Here is a 25913-nt window from a genome sequence, read left to right as displayed (position 1 = left end):
ATGCCAAAACGTACAGACATAAAAAGTATCCTGATTCTGGGCGCGGGCCCGATTGTTATCGGTCAGGCGTGTGAGTTTGACTACTCCGGCGCGCAGGCCTGTAAAGCCCTGCGAGAAGAGGGCTACCGCGTTATCCTGGTGAACTCCAACCCGGCGACCATCATGACCGACCCGGAAATGGCCGATGCGACCTACATCGAGCCGATTCACTGGGAAGTGGTACGTAAAATTATCGAAAAAGAGCGCCCGGATGCGGTGCTGCCGACCATGGGCGGCCAGACGGCGCTGAACTGTGCGCTGGAGCTGGAACGTCAGGGCGTGCTGGCAGAGTTCGGCGTGACCATGATCGGCGCCACTGCCGACGCGATTGATAAAGCGGAAGACCGTCGTCGCTTCGACGTGGCGATGAAGAAAATCGGCCTCGACACCGCGCGCTCCGGCATCGCCCACACCATGGAAGAAGCGCTGGCGGTTGCCGCCGACGTTGGCTTCCCGTGCATCATCCGTCCGTCCTTCACCATGGGCGGCACCGGCGGCGGTATCGCCTATAACCGCGAAGAGTTCGAAGAAATCTGCGAACGCGGCCTGGATCTCTCTCCGACCAACGAACTGCTGATCGATGAATCGCTGATCGGCTGGAAAGAGTACGAGATGGAAGTGGTGCGCGATAAGAACGACAACTGCATCATCGTCTGCTCGATTGAAAACTTCGATGCCATGGGGATCCATACCGGCGACTCCATCACCGTTGCCCCGGCGCAGACCCTGACCGACAAAGAATACCAAATCATGCGTAACGCCTCGATGGCGGTCCTGCGTGAAATCGGTGTGGAAACCGGCGGCTCTAACGTGCAGTTCTCGGTGAACCCGAAAGACGGTCGCCTGATCGTTATCGAAATGAACCCGCGCGTCTCCCGCTCTTCGGCGCTGGCCTCGAAAGCCACCGGCTTCCCGATTGCTAAAGTGGCGGCCAAGCTGGCAGTGGGCTACACCCTTGACGAGCTGATGAACGACATCACCGGCGGCCGCACTCCGGCTTCCTTCGAGCCGTCCATCGACTACGTGGTCACCAAAATTCCACGCTTCAACTTCGAAAAATTCGCTGGCGCGAACGACCGTCTGACCACCCAGATGAAATCCGTCGGCGAAGTGATGGCCATTGGCCGCACCCAGCAGGAATCGCTGCAGAAAGCGCTGCGCGGCCTGGAAGTGGGCGCCACTGGCTTCGACCCGAAAGTGAGCCTCGACGACCCGGAAGCGCTGACTAAAATTCGCCGCGAGCTGAAAGACGCTGGCGCCGAGCGTATCTGGTACATCGCGGATGCCTTCCGCGCCGGCCTCTCGGTAGACGGCGTCTTCAACCTGACCAATATCGACCGCTGGTTCCTGGTGCAGATTGAAGAGCTGGTGCGTCTGGAAGAGAAAGTGGTGGAAGTGGGCATCAACGGCCTCGACGCCGACTTCCTGCGTACCCTGAAGCGTAAAGGCTTTGCCGATGCGCGTCTGGCGAAACTGGCGGGCGTGCGGGAAGCGGAAATTCGCAAGCTGCGCGACCAGTATGACCTGCATCCGGTCTACAAGCGCGTGGACACCTGCGCCGCCGAATTCGCCACCGATACCGCCTACATGTACTCCACTTATGAAGAAGAGTGTGAGTCCAACCCGTCCGTTGACCGCGATAAAATCATGGTCCTCGGCGGCGGCCCGAACCGTATCGGCCAGGGTATCGAATTTGACTACTGCTGCGTACACGCCTCTCTGGCGCTGCGCGAAGACGGTTACGAGACCATCATGGTCAACTGTAACCCGGAAACCGTGTCTACCGACTATGACACCTCCGACCGTCTGTACTTCGAGCCGGTGACCCTGGAAGACGTGCTGGAAATCGTGCGCATCGAGAAGCCGAAGGGCGTTATCGTCCAGTACGGCGGCCAGACGCCGCTGAAGCTGGCGCGCGCCCTGGAAGCCGCAGGCGTACCGGTTATCGGCACCAGCCCGGACGCTATCGACCGCGCGGAAGACCGTGAACGCTTCCAGCATGCGGTTGACCGTCTGAAGCTGAAGCAGCCGGCGAACGCCACCGTCACTGCCATTGAGCAGGCGGTAGAGAGAGCGAAAGAGATTGGCTACCCGCTGGTGGTTCGTCCGTCTTACGTGCTCGGCGGCCGGGCGATGGAAATTGTTTACGACGAGCAGGATCTGCGCCGCTACTTCCAGACCGCGGTTAGCGTCTCCAACGATGCACCGGTACTGCTGGATCGCTTCCTCGACGACGCGATTGAAGTGGATGTCGATGCCATCTGCGACGGCGAAATGGTGCTGATTGGCGGCATCATGGAGCATATCGAGCAGGCGGGCGTACACTCCGGCGACTCAGCCTGTTCCCTGCCAGCGTATACGCTGAGCCAGGAAATTCAGGATGTGATGCGCGAGCAGGTGCAGAAGCTGGCTTTCGAGCTGCAGGTTCGTGGTCTGATGAACGTCCAGTTCGCGGTGAAAGATAACGAAGTTTATCTGATTGAAGTGAACCCGCGTGCGGCGCGTACCGTGCCGTTCGTCTCCAAAGCCACCGGTGTCCCGCTGGCGAAAGTCGCGGCGCGCGTAATGGCCGGTAAGACGCTGGCGCAGCAGGGCGTGACCAAAGAGATCATCCCGCCGTACTACTCGGTGAAAGAGGTGGTTCTGCCGTTCAACAAATTCCCGGGCGTTGACCCGCTGTTAGGGCCAGAAATGCGCTCTACCGGGGAAGTGATGGGCGTGGGCCGTACCTTCGCGGAAGCATTCGCCAAAGCGCAGCTGGGCAGCAACTCGACCATGAAGAAACAGGGCCGTGCACTGCTCTCCGTTCGCGAAGGCGACAAAGAGCGCGTGGTCGACCTGGCGGCGAAGCTGCTGAAGTTTGGCTTTGAGCTGGATGCGACCCACGGTACGGCGATTGTGCTGGGCGAAGCCGGTATCAACCCGCGTCTGGTGAACAAGGTGCATGAAGGTCGTCCGCACATTCAGGACCGTATCAAGAATGGCGAATACACCTACATCATCAACACCACCGCAGGTCGCCAGGCGATTGAAGACTCCAAGCTGATTCGCCGCAGCGCGCTGCAGTACAAGGTGCATTACGACACCACCCTGAACGGCGGCTTTGCCACCGCGATGGCGCTGAACGCTGACGCCACCGAGAAGGTGATTTCGGTTCAGGAAATGCACGCGCAAATCACCAAATAAGCGCGCCGGCCTGGCCGGAGAGCAACAAACCAGGGCTGACGACATCGTCAGCCCTTTTTTTGGCTGCAGTCATCTTCGGAGAGTTCTGCTTTTAACCACCTGTCGGGTCAGGCTAACTATAGTGAGCACCATAACGATACCTATTGATGAAAAGACAGGAGGATACAATGCGGAACAATATTCTGGTGGCATCCGCACTGGCAGCGACGGCAATCATGTTCGTGGCCGGCTGCTCATCGAATCAGTCGATCAAAACCACCGATGGCAAGACCATTGTCACCAGCGGCAAACCGCAGGTGGATGATGACACCGGCCTCGTCTCATACAAAAATGCCGAAACCGGCCGCGTGGAGCAGATTAACCGCGACCAGGTGAAGTCCATGGATGAGCTGGATAACTAATGGTTATCCCAGGCCCCGCGGGGAGTGTGCGGGGCCGAACGATCGCGTTACAGTAGCGCGCGATCGATTTTAACCACGATTTTACGCAACGCTGCGCCTTGTTCGAGGCAGGCCATCGGGCGGTGTAATTCGCCAGGGAAGAGGATCGCCAGCTCTTCCGGGTAGAGATGAATCAGCGTTTCGCTGTCGATAGCCTGACAGAAACCGATATCCTGCGTCGTGTTGAAGTGACCATCTTCAACGACCGGCAGCCCTTTATTCCCGGCACCGATGATCTCTTCACCTTTCAGCACAATGTGAATGTCGAGATATTGACGATGATATTCCGGGCGTTGCTCGCTCAGCGGCCGGGTATGGCCTTCGACGACGGTAAAAAACACATTATCACTCTCGACGGTATATTTCCCCGGCGGCAGCGCGTGCGGTTGTTGCTGTAACACGGCCTGCAGCGCCTGGCGGATCACCGGCGGATAGAGCTCATTTTCGGCGGCGGCGGTTAAGGTATCGATAATCATGCCGGGATCCTCTGCGGTTGTTGCGAATGAAGTAACGTTAATGAGTGAGCGACAATACTGGCGATGTCGGGGGTAATATCGACGGCCAGAACATCGCTTTCACTGGCGTCTGGCGTCTCCAGGGCGGCAAACTGGCTACGCAGTAACGCTTCTGGCATAAAGTGGCCTTTACGCTGGCGCATTCGCTGCAAAATGCAGTCATAATCCCCGGTCAACCACAGGAAGCGTAGCTTCGCGTTCCCCTCACGCAGGCGGTCGCGATAGCGCTTTTTTAATGCGGAACAGACCAATACACCTGACTCGTTTTTCTGCTCAAGACTGAAAATGACGTCGGCGATACGCGTCAGCCACGGCTGACGATCCTCATCATTCAGCGGCTGGCTGGTGGCCATTTTGACGATATTGTTGCGTGGATGAAGGTCGTCGCCGTCGATAAATTTCGCTCCCAGCGCGTGGGCCAATGCCTGACCGACGGTGGATTTGCCGGTTCCGGAGACGCCCATCAAAATAATGCATTGTCCTGCCATCATGCGCTCCTTCTCTCAGACCGCGACCAGCATGCCGCCGTCAACGAACAGCAGATGGCCGTTGACGAAATTCGACGCGTTTGACGATAAAAAGACGGCAGCGCCGACCAGCTCCTGCGGATCGCCCCAGCGGGCGGCAGGGGTGCGTTTGCATAACCAGTCGGTAAACGCCTTATCCTCAACCAGCGTCCGGGTCATCGCCGTATTAAAGTAGCCCGGGGCAATGCCGTTGACCTGAATGTTGTGCCGCGCCAGCTCAACGCACATTCCGCGGGTTAGCATCTTCACCGCGCCTTTGGCGGCGGCGTAGGGGGTGATGGTGTCGCGCCCCAGCTCGCTCTGCATGGAGCAGATATTGATGATTTTTCCCTGCTGGCGGTCAACCATGCGCTTCGCGACGGCCTGAGAGACGAGAAATACCGCCGTCTGGTTAACTGAAATCACGTCATTCCATTCCTGCACCGGGAATTCGGTAAACGGGTGGCGGCGCTGGATCCCGGCGTTATTGAATAACACGTCAATCGGGCCAAGATGCGCTTCGATATTGGCAATGGCTTCTTCAACGGCCTCGGCATCGGTCACGTTAAATACCGCAGCATGGGCGGTGGCGCCTTCGTCGCGGAGCTTCATCACCGCATCGTCCGCTCGCGGGGCAGAAAGGTCATTAATAATGATTTCTGCGCCATATTGCGCCAGACCCTGAGCCATGACAAAACCGATCCCCTGTCCTGCGCCCGTAATTAAAATGCGTTTACCTTGTAAGCTGAAAAGATCGTTCATCTCGATATCCTGATTAGCGGCTGAAGAAAACCTGTGCCCTATCTCACGGATTTTTACCGGGGGAAACTGTGATGAAGATCACTCGGAACCGTGTTACAAAAAGGGGTTACTTTAAACGTGACGCTGCCGGTAAATCTCGCTGACTCAACAGGTTAACGGCTACGGACTGGCATTCTCTTTTGCCCCCCCGACAGGCATAATGGCCTGAAGCAGTCAGGTATTTGGCGGACACACAGATGAAAGCACAACGCATTACTCTCCATGATATTGCCGAGCTGGCTGGCGTAACCAAGATGACCGTTAGCCGCTATTTGCGCACCCCGGAAAAGGTGAAACCGGAGACGGCGGAGCGTATTGCCAGCGTGATAGCGGAGATCGGCTATCAGCCCGACCCGGATAATCCGGCGATGACCAGCGTCGCCGTGCCGCGGATTGGCGTACTCATTCCCTCCTTTCATAATCAAATTTTTGCCGATCTGCTGGCCGGCATCGAATCTGTTACCGCCGGGCATGGTTACCAGACGCTGGTGGTGAATTACGACTACGATCGCCAGCGTGAAGAGGAGCAGATTGCCGCCGTGCTGGCGTTTAATGTGAAAGGACTGCTGCTGACCGAGTCGGTGCACTCCCTGCGGGCGGACAAGTATCTGAATGCCGCGAAGATCCCGATCGCCGAAGTGATGGGGCTGGCGGAGAATCCAGGACGCATCAACGTCGGATTCGATAACTTCCAGGCCGGCTTCGATATGACCACCATGCTGCTGGCCAGCGGTAAACGACGGATCATCTACTTCGGCTCGATGTCCGACGTCCGCGACGAGCAGCGTTATCTGGGCTACTGTCGGGCGATGGAGAATGCCGGGCTGGCGGTGGGGCGCATTGCGCCGAATAAAGTCTCGTCGGTTTCCATTGGCACCGGCATGATGACCCTGGCGCGGCAAATGTACGCCGATATGGACGGTATCCTGTGCACTAATGACGACCTGGCGGTGGGCGTGTTACAGGAGTGCCTGGCATCCGGTATCAGCGTGCCCCAGGAGCTGGCTATCGCGGGCTTTCATGGCCTGGAGATTGGCCAGATCGTCTCTCCCCGGCTGGCCAGCGTCCTGACGCCGCGCTTCGAGATGGGTAAGGTGGCGACAGAGATTTTAATAAAGAAAATCAAAGGACTGCCCACCATTGAAAAGGTGGATCTCCACTACCGCCTGTCGATGGGCGAAACGATTTAACGGCCACCAGCCAGCGCCTGTCGTGTGTTAGCGAAAGGTTAATGCGCGCGCAGTCCATCGCCTGTCTGGTCGCCGTTTTGTCTTCACGATCACGCGTCCGGTAACATGCATTTTTAACACGATTCAGCGTGATACAGATCGCAAAATCCCCCGATAAAAACCCGTTTGATAGTGGCTACCGTCGTAACCAAACGTCAAACAGGTGATCTGATGAAGAGTGTTATTCCCCGCGCCGTCCTTTTAGTGGCCCCCGTAATTGAAACCCTGCAGCTGCAGCTGGCGGAGCATTTCCCGCTGCTGCGTCTCTACGAGCAGGACGATCCGATCGCCTTTCTGCGTGAACAAGGAGAGAACATTGCCGTCGTGGTCACTCGCGGCGACGTCGGCGTAGCAAACAGCGTCCTTGAGTTGCTGCCTCAGGCTGGGCTGATTGCCATCTTCGGCGTCGGTACCGATGCGGTGGATCTGGCGTATGCCCGCTCGCGGCAAATTGCCGTCACCATCACCTCCGGGGTGTTGACGAATGATGTCGCTGACCTGGCGATGGGGCTGCTGCTGGCCGGTTCCCGTCAGCTCTGTCAGGGCGATCGCTTTGTCCGCGAGGGACGCTGGCTGAGCGGTGGTATGCCGTTGGCGACTCAGGTCAGCGGGAAGCGTATCGGCCTGCTGGGTATGGGGAATATTGGCCAGGCGATCGCCCGCCGGGCGCGGGGTTTTGATATGCAGGTGCTGTATACCGACCGTAAAAAGATAGCGGGCCTCGATTATCAGTGGTGTGCCGACCTGCATACCCTGGCGCATGAGAGCGATTTTCTGGTGATTGCCGCATCCGGCGGCGAGGCGAACCGCGGCATCATCGACGCCTCGGTGTTTAACGTGATGCCGGCGCATGCCTGGCTTATCAATATTGCCCGCGGTTCGCTGGTGGATGAAAAGGCGTTGATCCACGCGTTACAAAACGGCGTTATCGCCGGGGCCGGGCTCGATGTTTTCGAACAGGAACCCCAGGTCCCGGCGGCGCTGATCGCCCTCGATAACGTGGTGCTGCAGCCGCATGTCGCCAGCGCCACGCAGGAAACACGACAGAAAATGAGCGAAGTGGTTTTTGCTAACGTCGCCGCCTGGTTTGCCGGCGCAGCGCTGCCAAACGCTATCGATTAATTAGCTTTTTATTTCTGTACCCGCGCGATCTCAATCAAAACAATAACCTCTGCATAGAGAGTGCAAATATATGAACGAGAAAATTCCCAGCACCCGTTGGCTGCGTATCATTGTGCCGGTGTTAATTGCCTGCATTATGTCATTTATGGACCGGGTTAATATTAGCTTTGCCCTGCCAGGCGGCATGGAGGCCGATTTAGGCATTACCAGCCAAATGGCTGGCGTGGCCAGCGGTATCTTTTTTATTGGTTATTTATTTTTGCAAATTCCCGGTGGGCGAATTGCGGTTAACGGCAGCGGTAAAAAATTTATTGCCTGGTCGCTGGTAGCCTGGGCTATCGTTTCCGTGGCGACAGGGTTTGTGACTCATCAATATCAACTGCTGGTGCTGCGATTTATTCTCGGGGTTTCGGAAGGGGGAATGCTGCCGGTAGTGCTGACCATGGTCAGCAATTGGTTTCCGGAAAAAGAGCTGGGTCGCGCGAACGCGTTTGTGATGATGTTTGCCCCGCTCGGCGGCATGCTCACCGCGCCGGTCTCCGGGGCCATTATTGCGGCGCTTGACTGGCGCTGGCTGTTTATCATCGAAGGGCTGTTGTCGCTGGTGGTGCTGGTCGTGTGGTGGTTTATGATCAGCGACCGTCCGCAAGAGGCCCACTGGTTGCCCGCCCGCGAGCGTGACTATCTGGTGACCACCCTGGCCGCCGAGCGTGCGGCGAAGCAGGCAGAAGCCCCTGTCAGCAAGGCCCCGGTGAAGGATGTGTTTGGTAATGCCGGACTGATGAAGCTGGTGATCCTCAATTTTTTCTACCAGACCGGGGATTATGGCTACACGCTGTGGCTGCCGACCATTCTGAAGGGGTTAACCGGCGGCAACATGGCCAGCGTTGGCTTCCTGGCGGTGCTGCCGTTTGTCGCCACGCTGGCCGGGATCTATGTGATTTCGTTGTTCAGCGACCACAGCGGTAAGCGTCGTCTGTGGGTTCGCTTCTCGCTCTACAGTTTTGCGGCAGCGCTGGTGGCGTCGGTAGTGCTCCGCGACCAGATGGTGGCGGCCTATATCGCACTGGTGATCTGCGGTTTCTTTCTCAAATCGGCTACCAGTCCGTTCTGGTCGATGCCGGGGCGTATCGCTTCGCCGGAGGTGGCGGGCAGCGCACGCGGGGTGATCAATGGTCTGGGCAATCTCGGCGGATTCTGTGGCCCCTATCTGGTGGGCGTGATGATGTATCTCTACGGCCAGAATGTGGCGGTCTGCGCCCTGGCCGGTTCGTTGATTATCGCCGGCACAATGACCTTTCTGCTACCGAAGCAATGCGATCTGGTCGACAGCGATTCTGATGTGGCGATCAAGAATCAACCCCGAAATGCGTAACCCACTGCGACATAAATCACAGTTATCATTGTAAGCGGTTGGCTTAACTGTCTACACTCTTGCTGATTACGACAAGAGCAAACGCAGGCCAATCAATGATTCTGATAATTTATGCGCATCCTTATCCGCAGCATTCTCATGCGAATAAGCGAATGCTTGAACAGGCAGGGACGCTTGAAGGCGTAGAGATACGCTCCCTCTATCAACTCTATCCCGACTTTAATATCGATGTCGCCGCCGAGCAGGCGGCGCTGGCCCGTGCCGATCTGGTTATCTGGCAGCACCCTATGCAATGGTATAGCGTACCGCCGCTGCTCAAGCTGTGGATGGACAAAGTGTTGGCGCACGGCTGGGCCTATGGTCACAACGGTATTGCCCTGCGCGGTAAATCGCTGATGTGGGCGGTGACCACCGGCGGCGGTGAAAGCCACTTCGACATCGGCTCATTCCCCGGTTTTCCGGTGCTGGCGCAGCCGTTGCAGGCAACCGCGCTTTACTGCGGAATGAAATGGCTGCCGCCGTTCGCCATGCACTGCACTTTTATCTGCGATGACGAAACGCTGCAGGCGCAGGCCCGCCATTATCGTCAACGCTTAATCGACTGGCAGGAGGCACACCAGAATGGATAGCCATACGCTGATACAAGCGCTGATTTACCTGGGCGCCGCGGCGCTGATTGTGCCCATCGCCGTCCGCCTGGGGCTGGGGTCGGTGCTGGGCTATCTGATCGCTGGCTGTATTATCGGCCCGTGGGGGCTGCGGCTGGTGACTGACGCCGAGGCGATTCTGCACTTTGCCGAGATCGGCGTGGTGCTGATGCTGTTCGTGATTGGTCTGGAGCTGGATCCGCAGCGGCTGTGGAAGCTACGCGCCTCGGTGTTCGGCGGCGGCGCGCTGCAGATGGTAGCCTGCGGGGTATTGATCGGTCTGTTCTGCATGCTGCTGGGCCTGCGCTGGCAGGTGGCCGAGCTGATAGGCATGACCCTGGCGCTCTCTTCCACAGCCATTGCGATGCAGGCGATGAATGAGCGCAATCTGACGGTGTCGCAGATGGGGCGGAGCGCCTTCGCGGTGCTGCTGTTCCAGGATATCGCGGCGATCCCATTGGTGGCGATGATCCCCCTGCTGGCGGCCAGCGGCGGCGCCACCTCGCTGGTGGCGTTTGCCCTCTCCGCGCTGAAGGTGGCCGCGGCGCTGGCGCTGGTGGTGGCCCTGGGGCGCTATCTGACCCGTCCGCTGCTGCGCTTTGTCGCCCGTTCCGGCCTGCGCGAAGTGTTCAGCGCCGTGGCGCTGTTCCTGGTCTTCGGCTTTGGATTGCTGCTGGAGGAAGTCGGGCTGTCGATGGCGATGGGGGCGTTTCTCGCCGGGGTGCTGCTGGCCAGCTCCGAGTATCGTCATGCGCTGGAGAGCGATATCGAGCCGTTTAAAGGGCTGCTGCTGGGGCTGTTCTTTATCGGCGTCGGCATGTCGATTGACTTCGGCACTCTCGTGACCCATCCGTTGCGTATCGTTATTTTGCTGGTCGGTTTCCTGGCGATAAAAATGCTGATGCTGTGGCTTATCGCCAGGCCGCTGGGCGTGCCGCGCGCCCAGCGCCGCTGGTTTGCGGTGCTGCTGGGGCAGGGAAGCGAGTTCGCGTTTGTGGTCTTTGGCGCCGCGCGGATGGCGGATGTGCTGGACGGCGAATGGGCTAAGGCGCTGACCCTGGCGGTGGCGCTGTCGATGGCGGCAACGCCGGTCTTGCTGGTCCTGCTGACCCGTCTGGAGAAATCGGCCAGCGGCCAGGCGCGGGATGCTGACGAGATTGATGAAGAGCAGCCGCGGGTGATTGTTGCCGGCTTTGGCCGCTTCGGGCAGATTGCCGGGCGACTGTTGCTCTCCAGCGGGGTGAAGATGGTGATCCTCGATCACGACCCGGATCATGTTGATACCTTGCGCAAATTTGATATGAAGGTTTTCTACGGCGATGCCACCCGGGTCGACCTGCTGGAATCGGCCGGCGCCGAAAAGGCGGAAGTACTGATCAATGCCATAGACGATCCGCACGTCAGCCTTGAGCTGGTGGAAAGGGTAAAAGAGCATTTTCCGCATCTGCAGATCATCTCCCGCGCCCGCGATGTCGATCATTACATTAAGCTGCGCCAGGCTGGCGTCGAGGCGCCGGAGCGTGAAACCTTCGAGGCGGCGCTGAAGTCCGGCCGAATGACGCTGGAGGCGCTGGGACTCGGCGCCTATGAAGCCCGCGAGCGGGCCGATCTGTTCCGTCGCTTCAACCTGCAGATGGTCGAAGAGATGGTGGCGATGGCGGAAAACGACGCGGCGTCGCGGGTGGCGGTCTTCAAGCGGACCAGCGATATGCTCACCGGCATCATCAACGAAGATCGTCATCATCTGTCGCTGGTGCAGCGTCACGGCTGGCAGGGGACGGAAGAGGGCAGGCACACCGGGGATATTGCCGATGAGCCGGAAAATAAGCCCTCAGCCTGACGCTCGTCAGTAACATTTTGTTTTCCGTTTAGAACCGGTTCTGGCGGCCCACGGTGTGAACGTGGGCTTGCCAGCAAATCAGAAAATTTTCTTATTCTTTACCTTCCGGCCAGTCGACGAAGTAGTACGCTTTCCGTATAGTGGCGACAATTTTTTGCACTCGGGAATGAATGAATGATCAGTCTGATTGCGGCGTTAGCGGTAGATCGCGTCATTGGTATGGAAAACGCCATGCCATGGAACCTGCCTGCCGATCTCGCCTGGTTCAAACGCAACACGTTAAATAAGCCGGTGGTGATGGGGCGTCTGACCTGGGAATCCATTGGGCGCCCGTTGCCGGGGCGTAAAAATATCGTGATCAGCAGCAAACCCGGCAGCGACGATCGCGTGCAGTGGGTCTCCTCAGTGGAGGAAGCGATTGCTGCCTGCGGCGATGTGGAAGAGATTATGGTGATTGGCGGCGGCCGCGTTTATGAGCAGTTCCTGCCGAAAGCGCATAAGCTCTATCTGACGCACATTGATGCGGAAGTGGAAGGCGATACCCATTTCCCGGATTACGACCCGGACGAGTGGGAGTCGGTGTTCAGCGAGTTTCATGACGCTGACGCGCAGAACTCCCACAGCTACTGCTTTGAGATCCTCGAACGCCGTTAAGCGGGAAGGATAGCAATGAAAAAACCCCGGTCGCGCCTGGCGTGACCGGGGTTTTCTTTTGCGTGAATTCCGCGACGAAGGCGCACTCAGTATCTCGTCATGTTCCCCGTCGCAGGCTTCGTCTTTCGGGAGCGCTGTCCGGGCGACAAATCGCAAGGAAATGTAGGTCGGGTAAGGCGTGAGCCGCCACCCGACACAAAAGTGGCTCCGCGCCCGCCGTTCTTGCCCGGGGCGACAAATCGCAAGGCAATGTAGCCCGGATAAGGCGCAACGCGCCGCCATCCGGGAAGACTCAGGACGCGACGGCTTCGCCTTCGTCGAGGCTTTTCTGGCGGTTCGACGGCTGGGTGAAGTACTGCTTATCTTCCCAGCGCAGGCAGGTGAGTTCCCCGCCCCAGCAGCAGCCCGTATCCAGGGCGTAAATCCCCTCCGGCGTACCGCGTCCCTCCAGTGAAGCCCAGTGGCCAAAGGCAATGCTGTAGGCATTGCTGACCGGGCCAGGAATGGCAAACCACGGCTTCAGCGGCGCTGGGGCGTCCTCGGGCGCCTCTTTCGAATACATATCCAGCTGGCCGTTGGGGAAGCAGTAGCGCATGCGGGTAAAAGCATTAGAGATAAAGCGCAGGCGCGCCAGACCGCTCAGCTCGTTGCTCCAGTGATTCGGCATATCGCCATACATGGCATCGAGGAAGAAAGGGTAGGAGTCGCTGGAGAGCACCGCTTCTACATCGCGCGCGCACTGCTGGGCGGTCTCCAGATCCCACTGCGGCGTGATGCCCGCGTGGGCCATCACCAGCTTTTTCTCTTCATCCACCTGCAGCAGCGGCTGGCGACGCAACCAGTTGAGCAGCTCGTCGGCATCCGGGGCTTCCAGCAGGGATTTCAGACGATCCTTCGGCTTGTTACGGCTGATACCGGCGAAGACGGCCAGCAGGTGGAGATCATGGTTGCCCAGCACCAGTCGCACACTGTCGCCCAGAGATTTGACATAGCGCAGGACCTCCAGCGACCCCGGGCCACGGGCCACCAGATCGCCGGTCAGCCATAGCGTATCGGTGCTCGGGTCGAATTCAACCTGCGCTAATAATGCGATCAGTTCATCGTAGCAACCGTGAACGTCGCCAATAAGGTATGTTGACATTGTTTTAATGAATGAGCGTTGGAACTGCGAGACGGAACACAGGGATCTCGATACGGAACGGCGCGCCGTCGATATCGATCATCTCATAATGACCCTGCATGGTTCCCAGCGGCGTTTCGATGACCGCGCCGCTGGTATATTGATATTCACCGCCAGCGGGAATATGTGGTTGCTCGCCGACCACCCCTTCACCCTGAACTTCAGTCTCACGACCGTGGCCGTTAGTGATGAGCCAGTAGCGGCCAAGCAGCTGAACCTGACTCCGCCCCAGATTGCGAATGGTGACGGTATAAGCGAAGACGTAACGCTCTTCTTCCGGAGAAGACTGCGATTCGATATAGACGCTTTGCACCTGAACGCAAACACGAGGCGAATTAATCATGGTTAGCTCTCCTTCGAAGGCAGATTGTTGGATAACCAGTTGGCCATCTTACAGTACTGCTCTACAGAAATATTTTCCGCACGCACTGCCGGGTCGACGCCCAGCTCGGTCAACACTTCAACGCTAAACAGATTGCCGAGACTATTGCGTATGGTCTTACGGCGCTGGTTGAAGGCTTCGGTGGTGATGCGGCTCAGTACCCGGACCTCTTTTACCGGATACGGCATGGTGCGGTGCGGCACCAGGCGAACCACCGCGGAGTCGACCTTAGGCGGCGGGGTAAACGCGCTCGGCGGCACTTCGAGTACCGGGATAACCTGGCAATAATATTGCGCCATCACGCTTAACCGACCATACGCCTTACTGTTCGGCCCGGCAACCAGACGATTGACCACTTCCTTCTGCAGCATAAAGTGCATATCGGCAATGGCATCAGTATAGCTGAACAGATGGAACATTAGCGGCGTCGAGATATTGTACGGCAGGTTGCCGAAGACGCGCAGCGGCTGGCCCATTTTCTCCGCCAGTTCGCCGAAGTTCATGGTCATCGCATCCTGCTGATAGATGGTCAGCTTCGGTCCGAGGAACGGGTGCGTCTGCAGGCGAGCCGCCAGATCGCGGTCCAGTTCGATAACGGTCAGTTGGTCAAGACGTTCGCCGACCGGTTCGGTCAGCGCGGCGAGACCCGGGCCGATTTCAACCATTGCCTGGCCTTTCTGTGGATTAATCGCCGAGACGATGCTGTCGATCACAAACTGATCGTTGAGGAAGTTCTGCCCGAAGCGTTTACGGGCTAAATGGCCCTGATGGACTCGATTATTCATTGGGTATTAACAATCATTTTGATGGCGAGATTAAGCGCCGTGATAAAACTGCCGACGTCCGCTTTTCCCTGACCCGCTAATTCCAGTGCGGTGCCGTGGTCGACGGAGGTACGAATAAAAGGTAAACCGAGCGTAATGTTCACGCCGCGGCCAAAGCCCTGGTATTTTAGCACGGGCAGGCCCTGATCGTGGTACATCGCGAGTACCGCATCGGCATGGTCAAGGTATTTGGGCTGAAAGAGGGTGTCTGCCGGCAGCGGACCGCTGAGGTTCATCCCCTTCGCGCGCATCTCTTCCAGCACCGGAATAATGGTGTCTATCTCTTCCGTTCCCATATGGCCGCCTTCGCCAGCGTGCGGGTTAAGCCCGCAAACCAGCACATGCGGCTGGGCAATGCCAAATTTCGTGCGCAGATCGTGATCGAGAATGGTGATGATCTCGCGCAGCAGCTCGGGCGTTATTGCTTCGCTGATGGCTTTCAACGGCAGATGGGTCGTCACCAGCGCCACCCGCAGCTCCTCGGTCGCCAGCATCATCACCACTTTGCTGGCCTTCGCGCGCTCTTCGAAGAACTCGGTATGACCGGTGAAGGCGATGCCGGCGTCGTTGATGTTGCCTTTGTGCACCGGGCCGGTCACTAACGCCGCAAATTCGCCGCTAAGGCAGCCGTCGCAAGCGCGCGCCAGCGTTTCCACGACATAGGCGCCGTTTTGCACGCTCAGCACGCCGGGTTCCGCCGGAACGTTCAGCGGTACGTTAAGCAGCGTCAGCGTACCAGCGCGTTGCGGAACGGGCGGTTGCGCAGGATCGTATGGGAGGAGAGATAAAGGAAGACCGAGCCGCTGGGCTCGGTCAGTTAACAGGGCGCCGTCGGCGCAGATCACCAGCTCAACTGGCCAGTCGCGCTGGGCAAGCTGCACGACCAGGTCAGGGCCAATCCCGGCGGGTTCGCCGGGAGTGATGACAACTTTACGGGTTTCAGGCATCGATATTAGTTGCTCAGAATTTTAACATACGCACTGGCGCGCTGTTCCTGCATCCAGGTTGCCGCTTCTTCAGAGAATTTGCGGTTCATCAGCATGCGGTATGCACGATCTTTCTGCGCGGCGTCGGTTCTGTCGACCTGACGGCTATCCAGCAGTTCGATCAGATGCCAGCCGAAGGAGGAGTGCACCGGTCCGCTGGTCTGCCCTTTGTTCAAACGCATCAGCGCATCGCGGAATGCCGGATCGAAGATGTCCGGCGTCGCCCAACCTAAATCACCGCCCTGGTTTGCTGAACCCGGATCTTCAGAGAACGCTTTCGCCGCTTTGGCGAAGGTGGTTTTCCCGCTCTTAATGTCAGCCGCGATTTGTTCCAGCTTGGCCTGGGCCTGGGCATCATTCATGATCGGCGACGGCTTAAGCAGAATATGACGGGCATGCACTTCGGTGACGGAGATGTTCTGAGTCCCGCCGCGCAGGTCGTTGACTTTCAGAATGTGGAAGCCGACGCCAGAGCGGATCGGGCCGACGATATCCCCTTTTTTGGCGGTGCTTAACGCCTGGGCGAAAATACCAGGCAGCTCCTGGATACGACCCCAGCCCATCTGGCCTCCCTTCAGCGCCTGTTGGTCAGCGGAGTAGGTGATGGCCAGTTTACCGAAGTTAGCGCCGTTGCGCGCTTGTTCAACGATGGCATTTGCTTGCTCCTGAGCTGCGGCAACTTCATCCGCGGTCGGGTTTTCCGCCAGCGGGATCAGGATGTGGCTCAGGTTAAGCTCGGTGCTGGCATCGTTCTGGTCGCCAATCTGTTTTGCCAGCGCTTCGACTTCCTGCGGCAGCACGGTGATACGGCGACGCACTTCATTGTTACGCACTTCCGAAATCAGCATCTCTTTGCGGATCTGGCTACGGTAGGTGTTGTAGTTGATGCCTTCATAGGCCAGACGGCTGCGCATCTGATCCATGGTCATGTTGTTTTGTTTGGCGATGTTGGCGATGGCCTGATCGAGCTGGTCGTCAGAGACCTTCACGCCCATCTTCTGCCCCAACTGCAATACGATCTGGTCCATGATCAGTCTTTCGAGGATTTGATGGCGCAGTGTCGCGTCATCCGGCAGCTGTTGGCCAGCCTGACCCGCATTGAGCTTAACTGATTGCATCAAACCATCGACGTCGCTTTCCAGCACGACGCCATTATTGACGACGGCCGCTACTTTATCGACCACCTGAGGGGCAGCGAAACTGGTATTCGCGATCATGGCGATACCGAGAAGCAGCGTTTTCCAGTTCTTCATACTTTTTCCATTTCAATTAACCGCAAATGCGGACGATGTTGTAAACCAGCCGCATCACAGGGAGCTCTGGTACGGTAAAATGTTCGAACGCAGCATCTGCTGGGTGCCGAGGCCGTAGTTAGAGCTCAGACCGCGCAATTCAATATTGATTCCGAAGGTGTTGTCGTATTTGCTCTCGCCGCCGTTGTTGTTGCTATCCCAGCCGTTGACTTTACGTTCGTAGCCAAGACGGATGGCGTAGCAGCAGGAGTTATACTGAACACCCAACATCTGGTTTGCTGCTTTCCGGGTATTGGTATCGAAGTAGTATGCCCCGACCACGGACCAGCGATCGACGATCGGCCAACTGGCGGTCATCCCCACCTGCGAAATACCCTGTTTATATTGTGCCGCCGTGGAATATGAAGGCAGTGTAGCCTGAATATATTCCGGGCTGGCGTAACGATAGTTAAGCTGGACTAAGCGGTTTTCATCGCGACGGTATTCAATGGTGCCGTTACCGGTGGCGACGTTATCCAGACGGGTGTCGTACTGGATCCCTCCGCGTAAACCCCAGTCATCGGCGATGCGCCAGTAGGTATCGCCGGCCCATACCAGTGAACCCGTGGTGTCGTTGTTCTCCCAGTTGATGTTGTCATCACCGGTGCGTGACTCGGTGAAATAGTAGATTTGACCAACGGAAATATTAAAACGTTCCACGGCGGCGGCATCATACACGCGAGAGGTGATGCCGGTAGTGACCTGGTTGGCTGACGCGATGCGGTCCAGACCGCTATAGGTACGGTCGCGGAACAGGCCGGTGTAGTCCGACTGCAATAGCGTGGAGTCGTAGCTACCGATTTCACTCTGATCGCGGTACGGCACGTACAGATACTGCATGCGCGGTTCCAGCGTTTGGGTGAATCCCTCCTGCAGGTCGCGTTCAAAGACCATTTTACCGTCGATTTTAAACTGCGGCATTACGCGGCTGACAGACTCTTTGTAGTCAGTGCCGTTGGCGGCGTTGTACTTATCGAGGTTGCTCTGCTGGTAGTGGGTCGCCAGCAGCTTGGCTTCAGTATTCAGACTGCCCCAGGCGTTGGACAGCGGCAGGTTGATCGTCGGTTCGAGGTGAACGCGGGTCGCTTCCGGCATGTTGTTATTCGAGTTAACAAAATGGGCGACCTGACCGTACAGATGGGTATCGAACGGGCCGACATCGTTCTGGTAGTAGTTGATGTCGAGCTGCGGCTCAGCCGAGTAGGAGTTGCTCGATTCCCGGTCAAAGACCTGGAACTGCTTGGTCGATACCGTCGCGTCAAAGTTCTGATTGACGTAACCGGCGCTGAATTTCTGCGTCGCATAGCCGTCGGTACTGGAACCATATTTCGAGCTGAAATCGTTGAAGTAGTCAGGATCGCTGACCTTGGTGTAGTCAGCGTTCAGACGCCATACCTGATCGATAACCCCGGAGTGGTTCCAGTAGAACAGCCAGCGGCGGCTGTTGCTGTCGCTCGAATGATCGTCTTCGTAGACTTTATCCGACGGCAGGTAGTCGAATTCAGTTAAGCCGCTGCCGAGCTGGGTCAGGTAGCGGAATTCGTTTTCCCACATCACGCCGCCGCGTTTGTTCATATAGTGCGGGGTGATAGTGGCATCGAAGTTCGGCGCAATGTTCCAGTAGTACGGCAGGGAGAATTCCACACCGTTTTTGGTACTGTATTTGGCGTTCGGGATCAGGAAACCGGAACGACGTTTGTCGCCCACCGGCAACTGCAGGTAAGGGCTGTAGAAAATCGGTACTGAGCCCAGCTTAAAGCGGGCGTTCCAGATCTCGGCAACCTGCTCTTCACGGTCGTGGATGACTTCGCTGCCCACGACGCTCCAGGTGTCGGAGCCCGGCAGACAGGAGGTAAAGCTGCCGTTTTCCAGAATGGTATAGCGGTTTTCGCCGCGCTGTTTCATCAGGTCCGCCGTGCCGCGTCCCTGGCGTCCGACCATTTGATAATCGCCCTGCCAGACGTTGGTATCTTTGGTGTTCAGGTTTGACCAGGCTTTAGGCCCTTTGAGGATCACCTGGTTATCGTCGTAATGGACGTTGCCCAGCGCATCCACCGTTCGCACCGGTTGCGCCTGGCCCGCGGCCTGCTGCTGATGCAGCTGCACTTCGTCGGCACGCAGGCGGCTGTTCCCCTGGTTAATATCGACGTTGCCGGTGAAGACGGCATTATCCGGGTAGTTGCCCTTCGCATGATCGGCGTTAATCGTCACCGGCAGATCGCCAGGCCGCCCTTCCACGAGCGGACGATCAAAGCTTGGCACGCCAAGCATACATTGCGTTGCGAGATCGGCAGCGAGGCCTTGTTGGCTATACAAGGCGCTGGCAATCATCGTAGCCAGGAGGCTGGGAATACGTTTTTTCATACGTTGTATTTATTGTTCCATCATCTTGTGGCAGCGGCTTGCAAACGGTCAGAGCCTAACTTACTCAACATTATCACGCTAGTGTTAATCCTGCCCGTTTCGAGCCCGAGCGTTAGGCACCCTGTTGAATGACGAGTATGATAAAGCAAATTATAGGCTATGTCCCACAATTGACCGAGGCGCGAGTGCCGGGTAACGTGCGGTCATATTCGAGCTTAACGGCGATAAACAGTTGGGGAGTCTATGCAGTATTTGGGTAAAGTGATTGGCGTGGCAGTGGCTTTGCTGATGGGCGGTGGGTTTTGGGGTGTCGTGCTCGGCTTCCTGGTGGGCCATATGTTTGACCGGGCGCGCAGTCGCCGGTTGAATCTCTTCGCCAATCAACAGGAACGCCAGTCGCTCTTCTTTTCCACCACCTTTGAAGTGATGGGGCATCTGACCAAATCCAAGGGTCGCGTCACCGAAGCTGATATTCATGTCGCCAATGTGCTGATGGATCGCATGAACCTGCACGGCGCATCGCGTACGGCGGCGCAGCAGGCGTTTCGCGACGGCAAGGCCGACAACTATCCGCTGCGCGAGAAGATGCGTCAGCTGCGCAGCGTCTGCTTTGGGCGCTTCGATCTGATTCGGATGTTTCTGGAAATTCAGCTGCAGGCGGCGTTCGCTGACGGCGAATTGCACCCCAACGAACGTGAAGTGCTGTTCGTCATCGCTGACGAGCTTGGCATCTCCCGCGCCCAGTTCGATCAATTCCTGCGGATGATGCAGGGCGGCGCCCAGTTTGGCGGCGGTTCGCAGCAGCAATCGTATGGTCAGCACGGCGGCAATGCCGGCTGGCAGCAGGCGCAGCGCGGGCCAACCCTCGAAGATGCCTGCAATGTGCTGGGGGTGAAACCGACCGATGACGCGGCGACGGTGAAGCGCGCCTATCGTAAGCTGATGAACGAACATCATCCGGACAAGCTGGTGGCGAAAGGGCTGCCGCCGGAGATGATGGAGATGGCCAAACAGAAAGCTCAGGAGATCCAGAAGGCCTGGGAGCTGATCAAAGAGCAGCGCGGCTTCTGAGTTTTCCCGCCCCTCCCGTCCGTCGAGGGGTTTTAGTTTTTAGGCTGTGCGCGTCGGTACAGCCGCCGCGGATGGCCGATTTTTCCATACAGCATCTCCACTTCCAGAAAGCCGGTCTCGACACCGTGTTCCAGATAGCGCCGGGCGGTGGTTTTGCTGAGCCCGGCGGCGCTGACCACCTCATCGACGGAAAAACAGTGTGCTTCCCGGCCGCTAAACAATCCCTGCACCAGCGCCAGCGTCTTCTCTTCAATGCCCTTACTGCCGCTATCCACGCGGAAGTTCTTCGCCTGCAGTTGGTAGAGAGAATCGACGTTCTGCTGATCGACGATTTTCCATTCCCGCTGCTGATCGTAAAACTGGATAAAGCGCTCAAGCGACTGGCTCAGCCGCTTCCAGGAGACGGGCTTAAGGATATAGTCGAAGGCGCCGTTGCGGATGGCCAGGCTGCAGGTTTCCATATCGCTGGCGGCGGTGATAAAGATCACCGAGCAATGGGTGGTTGCCAGCACCGGGTCGGTCATCAGCGTGACGCCTTTGCCGTCCGGTAAATAGTTATCCAGCAGCACCAGCTGCGGCGGACTGGCGTGGAGCAACTGCCGCGCCTGAGCGAGGGAGGCCGCCATGCCTGCCAGCCGCAGTCGCGGGTGTTTTTGCACAAGCTCGGCGTGCAGGCGCGCCAGCTCGCTCTCATCTTCAATGATCAGCACATCGACCAGGTCATGATGCATTGTGGGCCTCCGTTTGCGGACAGGCGGGGGCGTCGGCCGGGATAAACAGGGTGAAGATGGTTCCCCGCGGCGCGTTGTCGGCGACTTCGATGGTGCCGCCCGCCTGAGTGACATAATGTTCAATAAGATACAAACCAATGCCGTGATCGCCACGGGTTTTGGTGGTCACGCCGCGTTCAAAAATGCGGTCGCGAATATCGGGACGAATGCCGACGCCGCGGTCAGCCACTTCGATGATCAGTTCCCGGGCGTTGAGCTGAATCAGCACTTCCACCGGCTCGTGCGGCAGCTCGGCGCGCTGCGTGGCTTCGATGGCGTTATCCAGCAGGTTGCCGATGATGGAGATCAGTTCGGATTCCTTTAGCGACGGCAGCGGACGATCGATAAGACAGGCCGGGTCGAAGCTCAGGACCACGCCTTTTTCGCGGGCGCGGGTCGCTTTGCCCAACAGCAGGCCGCACAGCGTCGGCGAGTGGAAGTGCGAGGAGATGAAGTCCAGCAGCTCCTGGGCATGCTCCGACTGGGCCTGAATATAGCGGATCGCTTCGTCATAGTGACCCATATGCAGCAGACCGGAGAGGGTGGTCATCCGGTTGAGCTGCTCGTGGCGCATGATGCGCAGGTTGTCGACATAGCGCTTCACCTGGCTGAGCTGGGCGGTGAGGGCATTGATTTCGTTGCGGTCGCGGAAGGTGATCACCCAGCCCTGCAGCGTATTCTCCAGCATAATGCGCACCCGGCTGGCGAGCACGGTCAGCTGGTTGAAGCGGCACAGCTCGTCATGAGTGTCACGCTCGAGCATGTCGCCGCTGGCGAAAAACGGTTGCGGCGAAATGACGCTGTCGATTGACTGGCCGCGTAGCTGACGGGCAGGCTGGCTGAGCCCCAGCAGGCTGCGGGCGGCATGGTTAATCACCTCAATGCGCCGCTGATGATCGATGACGATCACCCCTTCAAAGATCGACTCCATCATTGCCTTTTGCTGACGTACCAGCAGGCCTATCTCCCGCGGCTCGAGCGAAAAAATCTGCTTCTTGATGCTGCGGGTAAAGTACCAGGAGAAGATAAACAGGGCGATGAGCAGCAGGATGGCGGCGATAAAAATATTGATCACTTTGGTCAGCGTGATGCTGTCGAGATAGCTGGTGAGGTAGCCAACGGAGACAATGCCGATCACCTGCCCCTCGTCATCGACGATGGGCGTTTTGCTGCGCAGTGAGACGCCGAGGCCGCCTTTGCGAATGGTGGTGATGGTGCGCCCCTCCAGCACCGCCTGATTGTCGCCGCCGACCAGCCGCGTGCCAACCCACTCCGGATGGACGGAGTGAAACAGATGCACGCCCTGCCGATCGCCGATGACGATAAAACTGGCGTCGCTATGGGCGGCGATTTGCTGCATAAACGCCCGGATCGCCTGCGGATCGTGCTGGCTGACCTGCTGACGCAAATTTGGCATCAGGGCTATCTCTTCAGCCTGAATTTTGGCCCGGCCACTCATCTCCTGATACAGCTGGCGGCTGGCGTCAAAATAATAATAAATGCCCAGCGCTATAAAGAGGACCGAGAAAAAGGCGACCAGCGAAATAAACAGCTTATATTGAAAAGAGAGCTTCATAGGTCCCGTACTGCGTATTCACCATATCGGCACTCTATCATTTTTCTGTCACGTGACGTAAATGTTAAGAAGAAGTTGTGATCGCCTGCGCAGGCGCTGGCTGTCGGCGGGGGACTCAGTGGAAATAACGCGTCAGGGAGAATAAAAACCATAAAAACCACAATAATAAATCAGAGATATATCACCCCTTAGCGGTTCCGTGAATAGAAACCATAAAAACCATAGTGACCATTAAAACTTCTTTTTTAATCTGGGGAGCTTCACATTAACGACGCCGCTGTCCCTTTACGCTGAAAATGAATAATAACGACAGGGCTGAATTTATGAGCACCACAGACAATGCATTCTCTGCAACCCTTGAACCAATCAATACGCCGAAAACCACGCTGAAGCAGCGCTGGTGGCACATCATGGATAACTGGAAGGTAGGGATCGTCCCGCTGCCGCTGTTTTTGCTGGCCGGGGGGCTGATTGCCCTCGACTGCCTTGGCGGTAAACTGCCGAGCGATATCGTGGTGATGGTGGCCACCCTGGCTTTCTTTGGCTTCGCCTGCGGCGAGTTTGGTAAGCGTCTGCCGGTGCTGGGAAAACTCGGCGCGGCGGCGATCTGCGCCACTTTTATTCCTTCCGCGCTGGTCCACTACGGTCTGCTGCCGGATGTGGTCGTGGAATCCACCACCAAATTCTATAAATCCACCAATATCCTCTATCTCTACATCTGCTGCATCATCGTCGGCAGCATCATGAGTATGAACCGTACCACGCTGATTCAGGGCTTTCTGAAGATCTTCTTCCCGATGCTGTGCGGCGAAGTGGTTGGCATGCTGGTGGGCATCGGCGTCGGCACGCTGCTGGGCATGGAGCCGTTCCAGGTGTTCTTCTTTATCGTGCTGCCGATCATGGCCGGTGGCGTGGGGGAAGGGGCGATCCCGCTGTCAATGGGTTACGCCGCGCTGATGCATATGGAGCAGGGCGTGGCGCTGGGCCGGATATTGCCGATGGTGATGCTCGGCAGTCTGACGGCGATCGTTATCTCCGGCTGCCTCAACCAGCTCGGCAAGCGCTCCCCGCATCTCACCGGTGAAGGGCAACTGATGCCGAACCGCAGCAATGAAACCCGTAGCCTCGGCGAGAGCGAAGGCGTGAGCGGCAAAACCGACGTCGGGACCCTGGCCTCCGGCGCGCTGCTGGCGGTGCTGCTGTATATGATGGGGATGCTTGGCCACAAACTGATTGGCCTGCCGGCGCCGGTGGGCATGCTGTTCCTCGCGGTGCTGTTAAAGCTGGCTAACGTGGTTTCTCCACGCCTGCAGGAGGGATCGCAGATGGTGTATAAATTCTTCCGCACCGCGGTGACTTACCCGATCCTCTTTGCCGTCGGCGTGGCGATCACCCCGTGGCAGGAACTGGTAAACGCCTTCACGCTGACCAACCTTCTGGTGATCGTCAGTACCGTCTCGGCGCTGGTGGCGACCGGGTTCTTTGTGGGTAAAAAAATAGGGATGCACCCGATCGATGTGGCGATTGTCTCCTGTTGCCAGAGCGGGCAGGGCGGCACCGGCGATGTGGCGATCCTGACCGCCGGTAACCGCATGAGCCTGATGCCGTTCGCGCAGATCGCTACCCGCATCGGCGGGGCGATAAATGTCTCGCTGGGACTGCTGTTCCTCAGCCACTATCTGGCGTGATTAAACGCTGCGCTAAGCGATAAATCTGCCATTTTCCGCTACAGAACGCAGAAAATATCTGCGTTCTGTATCCTAAATGCTCCGCATTTAGCGTTACAATCAGCGCGCGATCGGCTATCGCATCCATCATCATGACAGCCCAGGCGCTGTCGCATTTATCATATGTAGGAGAGGAATTAATGTCAGTGGATACTCCCGCCCAGGCGGGCGTCAGCATCGATGCATTGCTGGCGGCGAAAGAGCAGCGTGCAGCCCGCCAGGCTGACTGGCTGGCCCATTATCAGCAGCCTGTTATTTCCCTGACCCTGGTGACCCCGGGGGCGGTGAAAGACAGCATTCGCTATCGCAACATGATGGGCGTTGCCCTCCAGGCCTGCGACCAGCTGCTGTGGAAGCACCGCTGGCAAGCGCTGGATCGTCAGGTGCTGTGGTTGCCGACCGGGCCCGAAGCGCTGTGGTGCGTGGCGCACCCGGCCAGCGAAATCAAAGCGATGTGCAGCACGCTGGAGCAGAGCCATCCGCTGGGACGCCTGTGGGATATCGATGTGATCTGTCCACAGAACGGGCAGGTGGGACGTCAGTCGCTGGGTGAGTCGCAGCGCCGCTGTCTGCTGTGTGATGAGCCGGCGCACGCCTGCGCGCGCAGCCGTCGCCACGACACCGATCTCGTCGTGGCGCGCGTTGAGCAGATGATTGATGCGTGGTTTGCCCGCGACTAACGGGTCAGTATTCCCCGGCGGCAAGGCGCTACCGGGGACATCCTAAAAGTCGACCGGCGCGCGAAAGGTCATCGCGTTGCCGTAGGCAGGGTGGGTGATGGTGAGCGTCTCGGCGTGCAGCAGCAGACGCGGGGCCATCGCCAGCGCCTCCGGCGTGGCGTAAAAGCGGTCGCCAAGGATCGGATGCCCCAGCGCCAGCATATGCACGCGCAGCTGATGCGAGCGTCCGGTAATCGGCTTCAGGCGCACGCGGGCGGTGTTGTCCTCCGCGTACTCCAGCACCTCATACTCGGTTTGCGCCGCTTTGCCGGTTTCGTAGCACACCTTCTGCTTTGGCCGGTTCGGCCAGTCGCAAATCAGCGGTAAATCCACCAGACCTTCCGCCGGCTGCGGATGGCCCCAGACGCGGGCGACGTACTGTTTTTTCGGCTCGCGCTCGCGGAACTGACGTTTCAGCTCACGCTCCGCGGCCTTATTCAGCGCCACCACAATCACGCCGCTGGTGGCCATATCAAGGCGATGCACCGATTCGGCCTGCGGGAAGTCGCGCTGAATGCGCGTCATCACGCTGTCTTTATGCTCCTCAAGACGACCGGGTACGGACAACAAGCCGCTCGGCTTGTTGACCACCATGATGTGCTCATCCTGATACAGGATCACCAGCCAGGGATCCTGCGGCGGATTGTAGTTTTCCATCGCCATGTTCG

At 58.0% G+C, this 25913-nt stretch carries 23 protein-coding genes; 11 read left to right on the top strand and 12 right to left on the bottom strand.

The genetic code is table 11. The annotated features are described in order from the left end of the window. Positions 1-3225 carry a carbamoyl-phosphate synthase large subunit gene (gene carB / locus NKJ21_RS14140; protein ID WP_008807485.1) on the top strand — a complete coding sequence of 1075 codons (3225 nt, stop codon included), beginning with the start codon at positions 1-3 and terminating at the stop codon, positions 3223-3225. A gap of 167 nt (positions 3226-3392) precedes the next feature. Continuing rightward, the gene (locus tag NKJ21_RS14135) at positions 3393-3626 is read left to right on the top strand and encodes a YgdI/YgdR family lipoprotein (protein ID WP_002888059.1); all 234 of its coding nucleotides are present in this window, start codon (positions 3393-3395) and stop codon (positions 3624-3626) included. 47 nt (positions 3627-3673) lie between these two features. On the opposite strand, the gene NKJ21_RS14130 is transcribed toward NKJ21_RS14135, so the two are convergent. Genes NKJ21_RS14130 through idnO form a run of 3 tightly spaced genes read right to left on the bottom strand, consistent with a single transcriptional unit; the run spans position 3674 to position 5448 of the window. Then, the gene (locus tag NKJ21_RS14130) at positions 3674-4141 is read right to left on the bottom strand and encodes a YhcH/YjgK/YiaL family protein (protein ID WP_008807484.1); all 468 of its coding nucleotides are present in this window, start codon (positions 4139-4141) and stop codon (positions 3674-3676) included. Beyond that, positions 4138-4668, bottom strand: a complete 531-nt coding sequence (locus tag NKJ21_RS14125; protein WP_016160279.1) for a gluconokinase — start codon at positions 4666-4668, stop codon at positions 4138-4140. Before NKJ21_RS14125 ends, NKJ21_RS14130 begins: the two co-directional genes overlap by 4 nt. Before the next feature lie 15 nt (positions 4669-4683). Then, complete coding sequence (gene idnO / locus NKJ21_RS14120; protein ID WP_008807482.1) at positions 4684-5448, bottom strand: gluconate 5-dehydrogenase; 765 nt, start codon at positions 5446-5448, stop codon at positions 4684-4686. Positions 5449-5684: 236 nt separating this feature from the next. Between idnO and NKJ21_RS14115 the strand changes: the two genes are divergently transcribed. The 6 genes from NKJ21_RS14115 (at position 5685) to folA (ending at position 12354) form a co-directional block, all read left to right on the top strand. Beyond that, positions 5685-6677: a LacI family DNA-binding transcriptional regulator gene (locus NKJ21_RS14115; protein WP_080782883.1), complete on the top strand. Its 993-nt coding sequence runs from the start codon at positions 5685-5687 to the stop codon at positions 6675-6677. Between the two features lie 210 nt (positions 6678-6887). Beyond that, positions 6888-7838, top strand: coding sequence for a 2-hydroxyacid dehydrogenase (locus NKJ21_RS14110; protein WP_012542880.1), 951 nt, complete (start codon positions 6888-6890; stop codon positions 7836-7838). A gap of 70 nt (positions 7839-7908) precedes the next feature. After that, positions 7909-9213: an MFS transporter gene (locus NKJ21_RS14105; RefSeq protein WP_012968954.1), complete on the top strand. Its 1305-nt coding sequence runs from the start codon at positions 7909-7911 to the stop codon at positions 9211-9213. 95 nt (positions 9214-9308) lie between these two features. Further along, positions 9309-9842, top strand: coding sequence for a glutathione-regulated potassium-efflux system oxidoreductase KefF (gene kefF, locus NKJ21_RS14100; protein ID WP_008807478.1), 534 nt, complete (start codon positions 9309-9311; stop codon positions 9840-9842). Then, a complete protein-coding gene (gene kefC, locus NKJ21_RS14095) occupies positions 9835-11700 on the top strand; it encodes a glutathione-regulated potassium-efflux system protein KefC (RefSeq protein WP_012542877.1) in 1866 nt (621 codons plus the stop codon). Before kefF ends, kefC begins: the two co-directional genes overlap by 8 nt. A gap of 174 nt (positions 11701-11874) precedes the next feature. Next, positions 11875-12354, top strand: a complete 480-nt coding sequence (gene folA, locus NKJ21_RS14090) for a type 3 dihydrofolate reductase (RefSeq protein ID WP_008807476.1) — start codon at positions 11875-11877, stop codon at positions 12352-12354. Positions 12355-12646: 292 nt separating this feature from the next. Here the strand turns inward: folA and apaH are convergent, their stop codons facing one another. From apaH to lptD, 6 genes are read right to left on the bottom strand one after another with little or no spacing between them, the layout of a single operon-like run. Next, positions 12647-13495, bottom strand: a complete 849-nt coding sequence (gene apaH, locus NKJ21_RS14085) for a bis(5'-nucleosyl)-tetraphosphatase (symmetrical) ApaH (RefSeq protein ID WP_008807475.1) — start codon at positions 13493-13495, stop codon at positions 12647-12649. 4 nt (positions 13496-13499) lie between these two features. Then, positions 13500-13877 carry a Co2+/Mg2+ efflux protein ApaG gene (gene apaG / locus NKJ21_RS14080; RefSeq protein WP_004204274.1) on the bottom strand — a complete coding sequence of 126 codons (378 nt, stop codon included), beginning with the start codon at positions 13875-13877 and terminating at the stop codon, positions 13500-13502. Positions 13878-13879: 2 nt separating this feature from the next. After that, positions 13880-14701: a 16S rRNA (adenine(1518)-N(6)/adenine(1519)-N(6))-dimethyltransferase RsmA gene (gene rsmA, locus NKJ21_RS14075; RefSeq protein ID WP_008807474.1), complete on the bottom strand. Its 822-nt coding sequence runs from the start codon at positions 14699-14701 to the stop codon at positions 13880-13882. Further along, positions 14698-15687: a 4-hydroxythreonine-4-phosphate dehydrogenase PdxA gene (gene pdxA / locus NKJ21_RS14070; RefSeq protein WP_044649825.1), complete on the bottom strand. Its 990-nt coding sequence runs from the start codon at positions 15685-15687 to the stop codon at positions 14698-14700. The genes rsmA and pdxA overlap by 4 nt, the downstream gene beginning before the upstream one ends. A gap of 5 nt (positions 15688-15692) precedes the next feature. Beyond that, positions 15693-16979 carry a peptidylprolyl isomerase SurA gene (gene surA, locus NKJ21_RS14065; protein ID WP_008807472.1) on the bottom strand — a complete coding sequence of 429 codons (1287 nt, stop codon included), beginning with the start codon at positions 16977-16979 and terminating at the stop codon, positions 15693-15695. A gap of 54 nt (positions 16980-17033) precedes the next feature. Beyond that, the gene (lptD, locus tag NKJ21_RS14060) at positions 17034-19382 is read right to left on the bottom strand and encodes an LPS assembly protein LptD (RefSeq protein WP_008807471.1); all 2349 of its coding nucleotides are present in this window, start codon (positions 19380-19382) and stop codon (positions 17034-17036) included. Positions 19383-19625: 243 nt separating this feature from the next. Here lptD and djlA point away from each other — a divergent pair, with 243 nt between their 5' ends. Then, positions 19626-20453, top strand: coding sequence for a co-chaperone DjlA (gene djlA / locus NKJ21_RS14055; RefSeq protein ID WP_008807470.1), 828 nt, complete (start codon positions 19626-19628; stop codon positions 20451-20453). A 32-nt stretch (positions 20454-20485) separates the two neighbouring features. Here djlA and NKJ21_RS14050 read toward each other — a convergent pair whose 3' ends face one another. Together NKJ21_RS14050 and NKJ21_RS14045 are read right to left on the bottom strand one after the other, a co-directional pair. Then, entirely contained in the window at positions 20486-21184 is a 699-nt protein-coding gene (locus tag NKJ21_RS14050) for a response regulator (RefSeq protein ID WP_008807469.1), read from the bottom strand. After that, entirely contained in the window at positions 21174-22799 is a 1626-nt protein-coding gene (locus tag NKJ21_RS14045) for a sensor histidine kinase (RefSeq protein WP_254732950.1), read from the bottom strand. The genes NKJ21_RS14050 and NKJ21_RS14045 overlap by 11 nt, the downstream gene beginning before the upstream one ends. Positions 22800-23122: 323 nt before the next feature. Between NKJ21_RS14045 and NKJ21_RS14040 the strand changes: the two genes are divergently transcribed. After that, positions 23123-24487 carry a 2-hydroxycarboxylate transporter family protein gene (locus NKJ21_RS14040; RefSeq protein WP_008807467.1) on the top strand — a complete coding sequence of 455 codons (1365 nt, stop codon included), beginning with the start codon at positions 23123-23125 and terminating at the stop codon, positions 24485-24487. Between the two features lie 179 nt (positions 24488-24666). Beyond that, a complete protein-coding gene (gene citX / locus NKJ21_RS14035) occupies positions 24667-25206 on the top strand; it encodes a citrate lyase holo-[acyl-carrier protein] synthase (RefSeq protein ID WP_008807466.1) in 540 nt (179 codons plus the stop codon). A gap of 42 nt (positions 25207-25248) precedes the next feature. Here citX and rluA read toward each other — a convergent pair whose 3' ends face one another. Beyond that, positions 25249-25908 carry a bifunctional tRNA pseudouridine(32) synthase/23S rRNA pseudouridine(746) synthase RluA gene (gene rluA, locus NKJ21_RS14030; RefSeq protein WP_008807465.1) on the bottom strand — a complete coding sequence of 220 codons (660 nt, stop codon included), beginning with the start codon at positions 25906-25908 and terminating at the stop codon, positions 25249-25251. Between the last annotated feature and the right edge of the window lie 5 nt (positions 25909-25913).

Origin of the sequence: Klebsiella sp. SWET4 (assembly GCF_024296565.1) — a bacterium.
GTDB lineage: Bacteria > Pseudomonadota > Gammaproteobacteria > Enterobacterales > Enterobacteriaceae > Klebsiella > Klebsiella variicola.
This window is presented reverse-complemented; position numbering and strand designations above follow the sequence as displayed.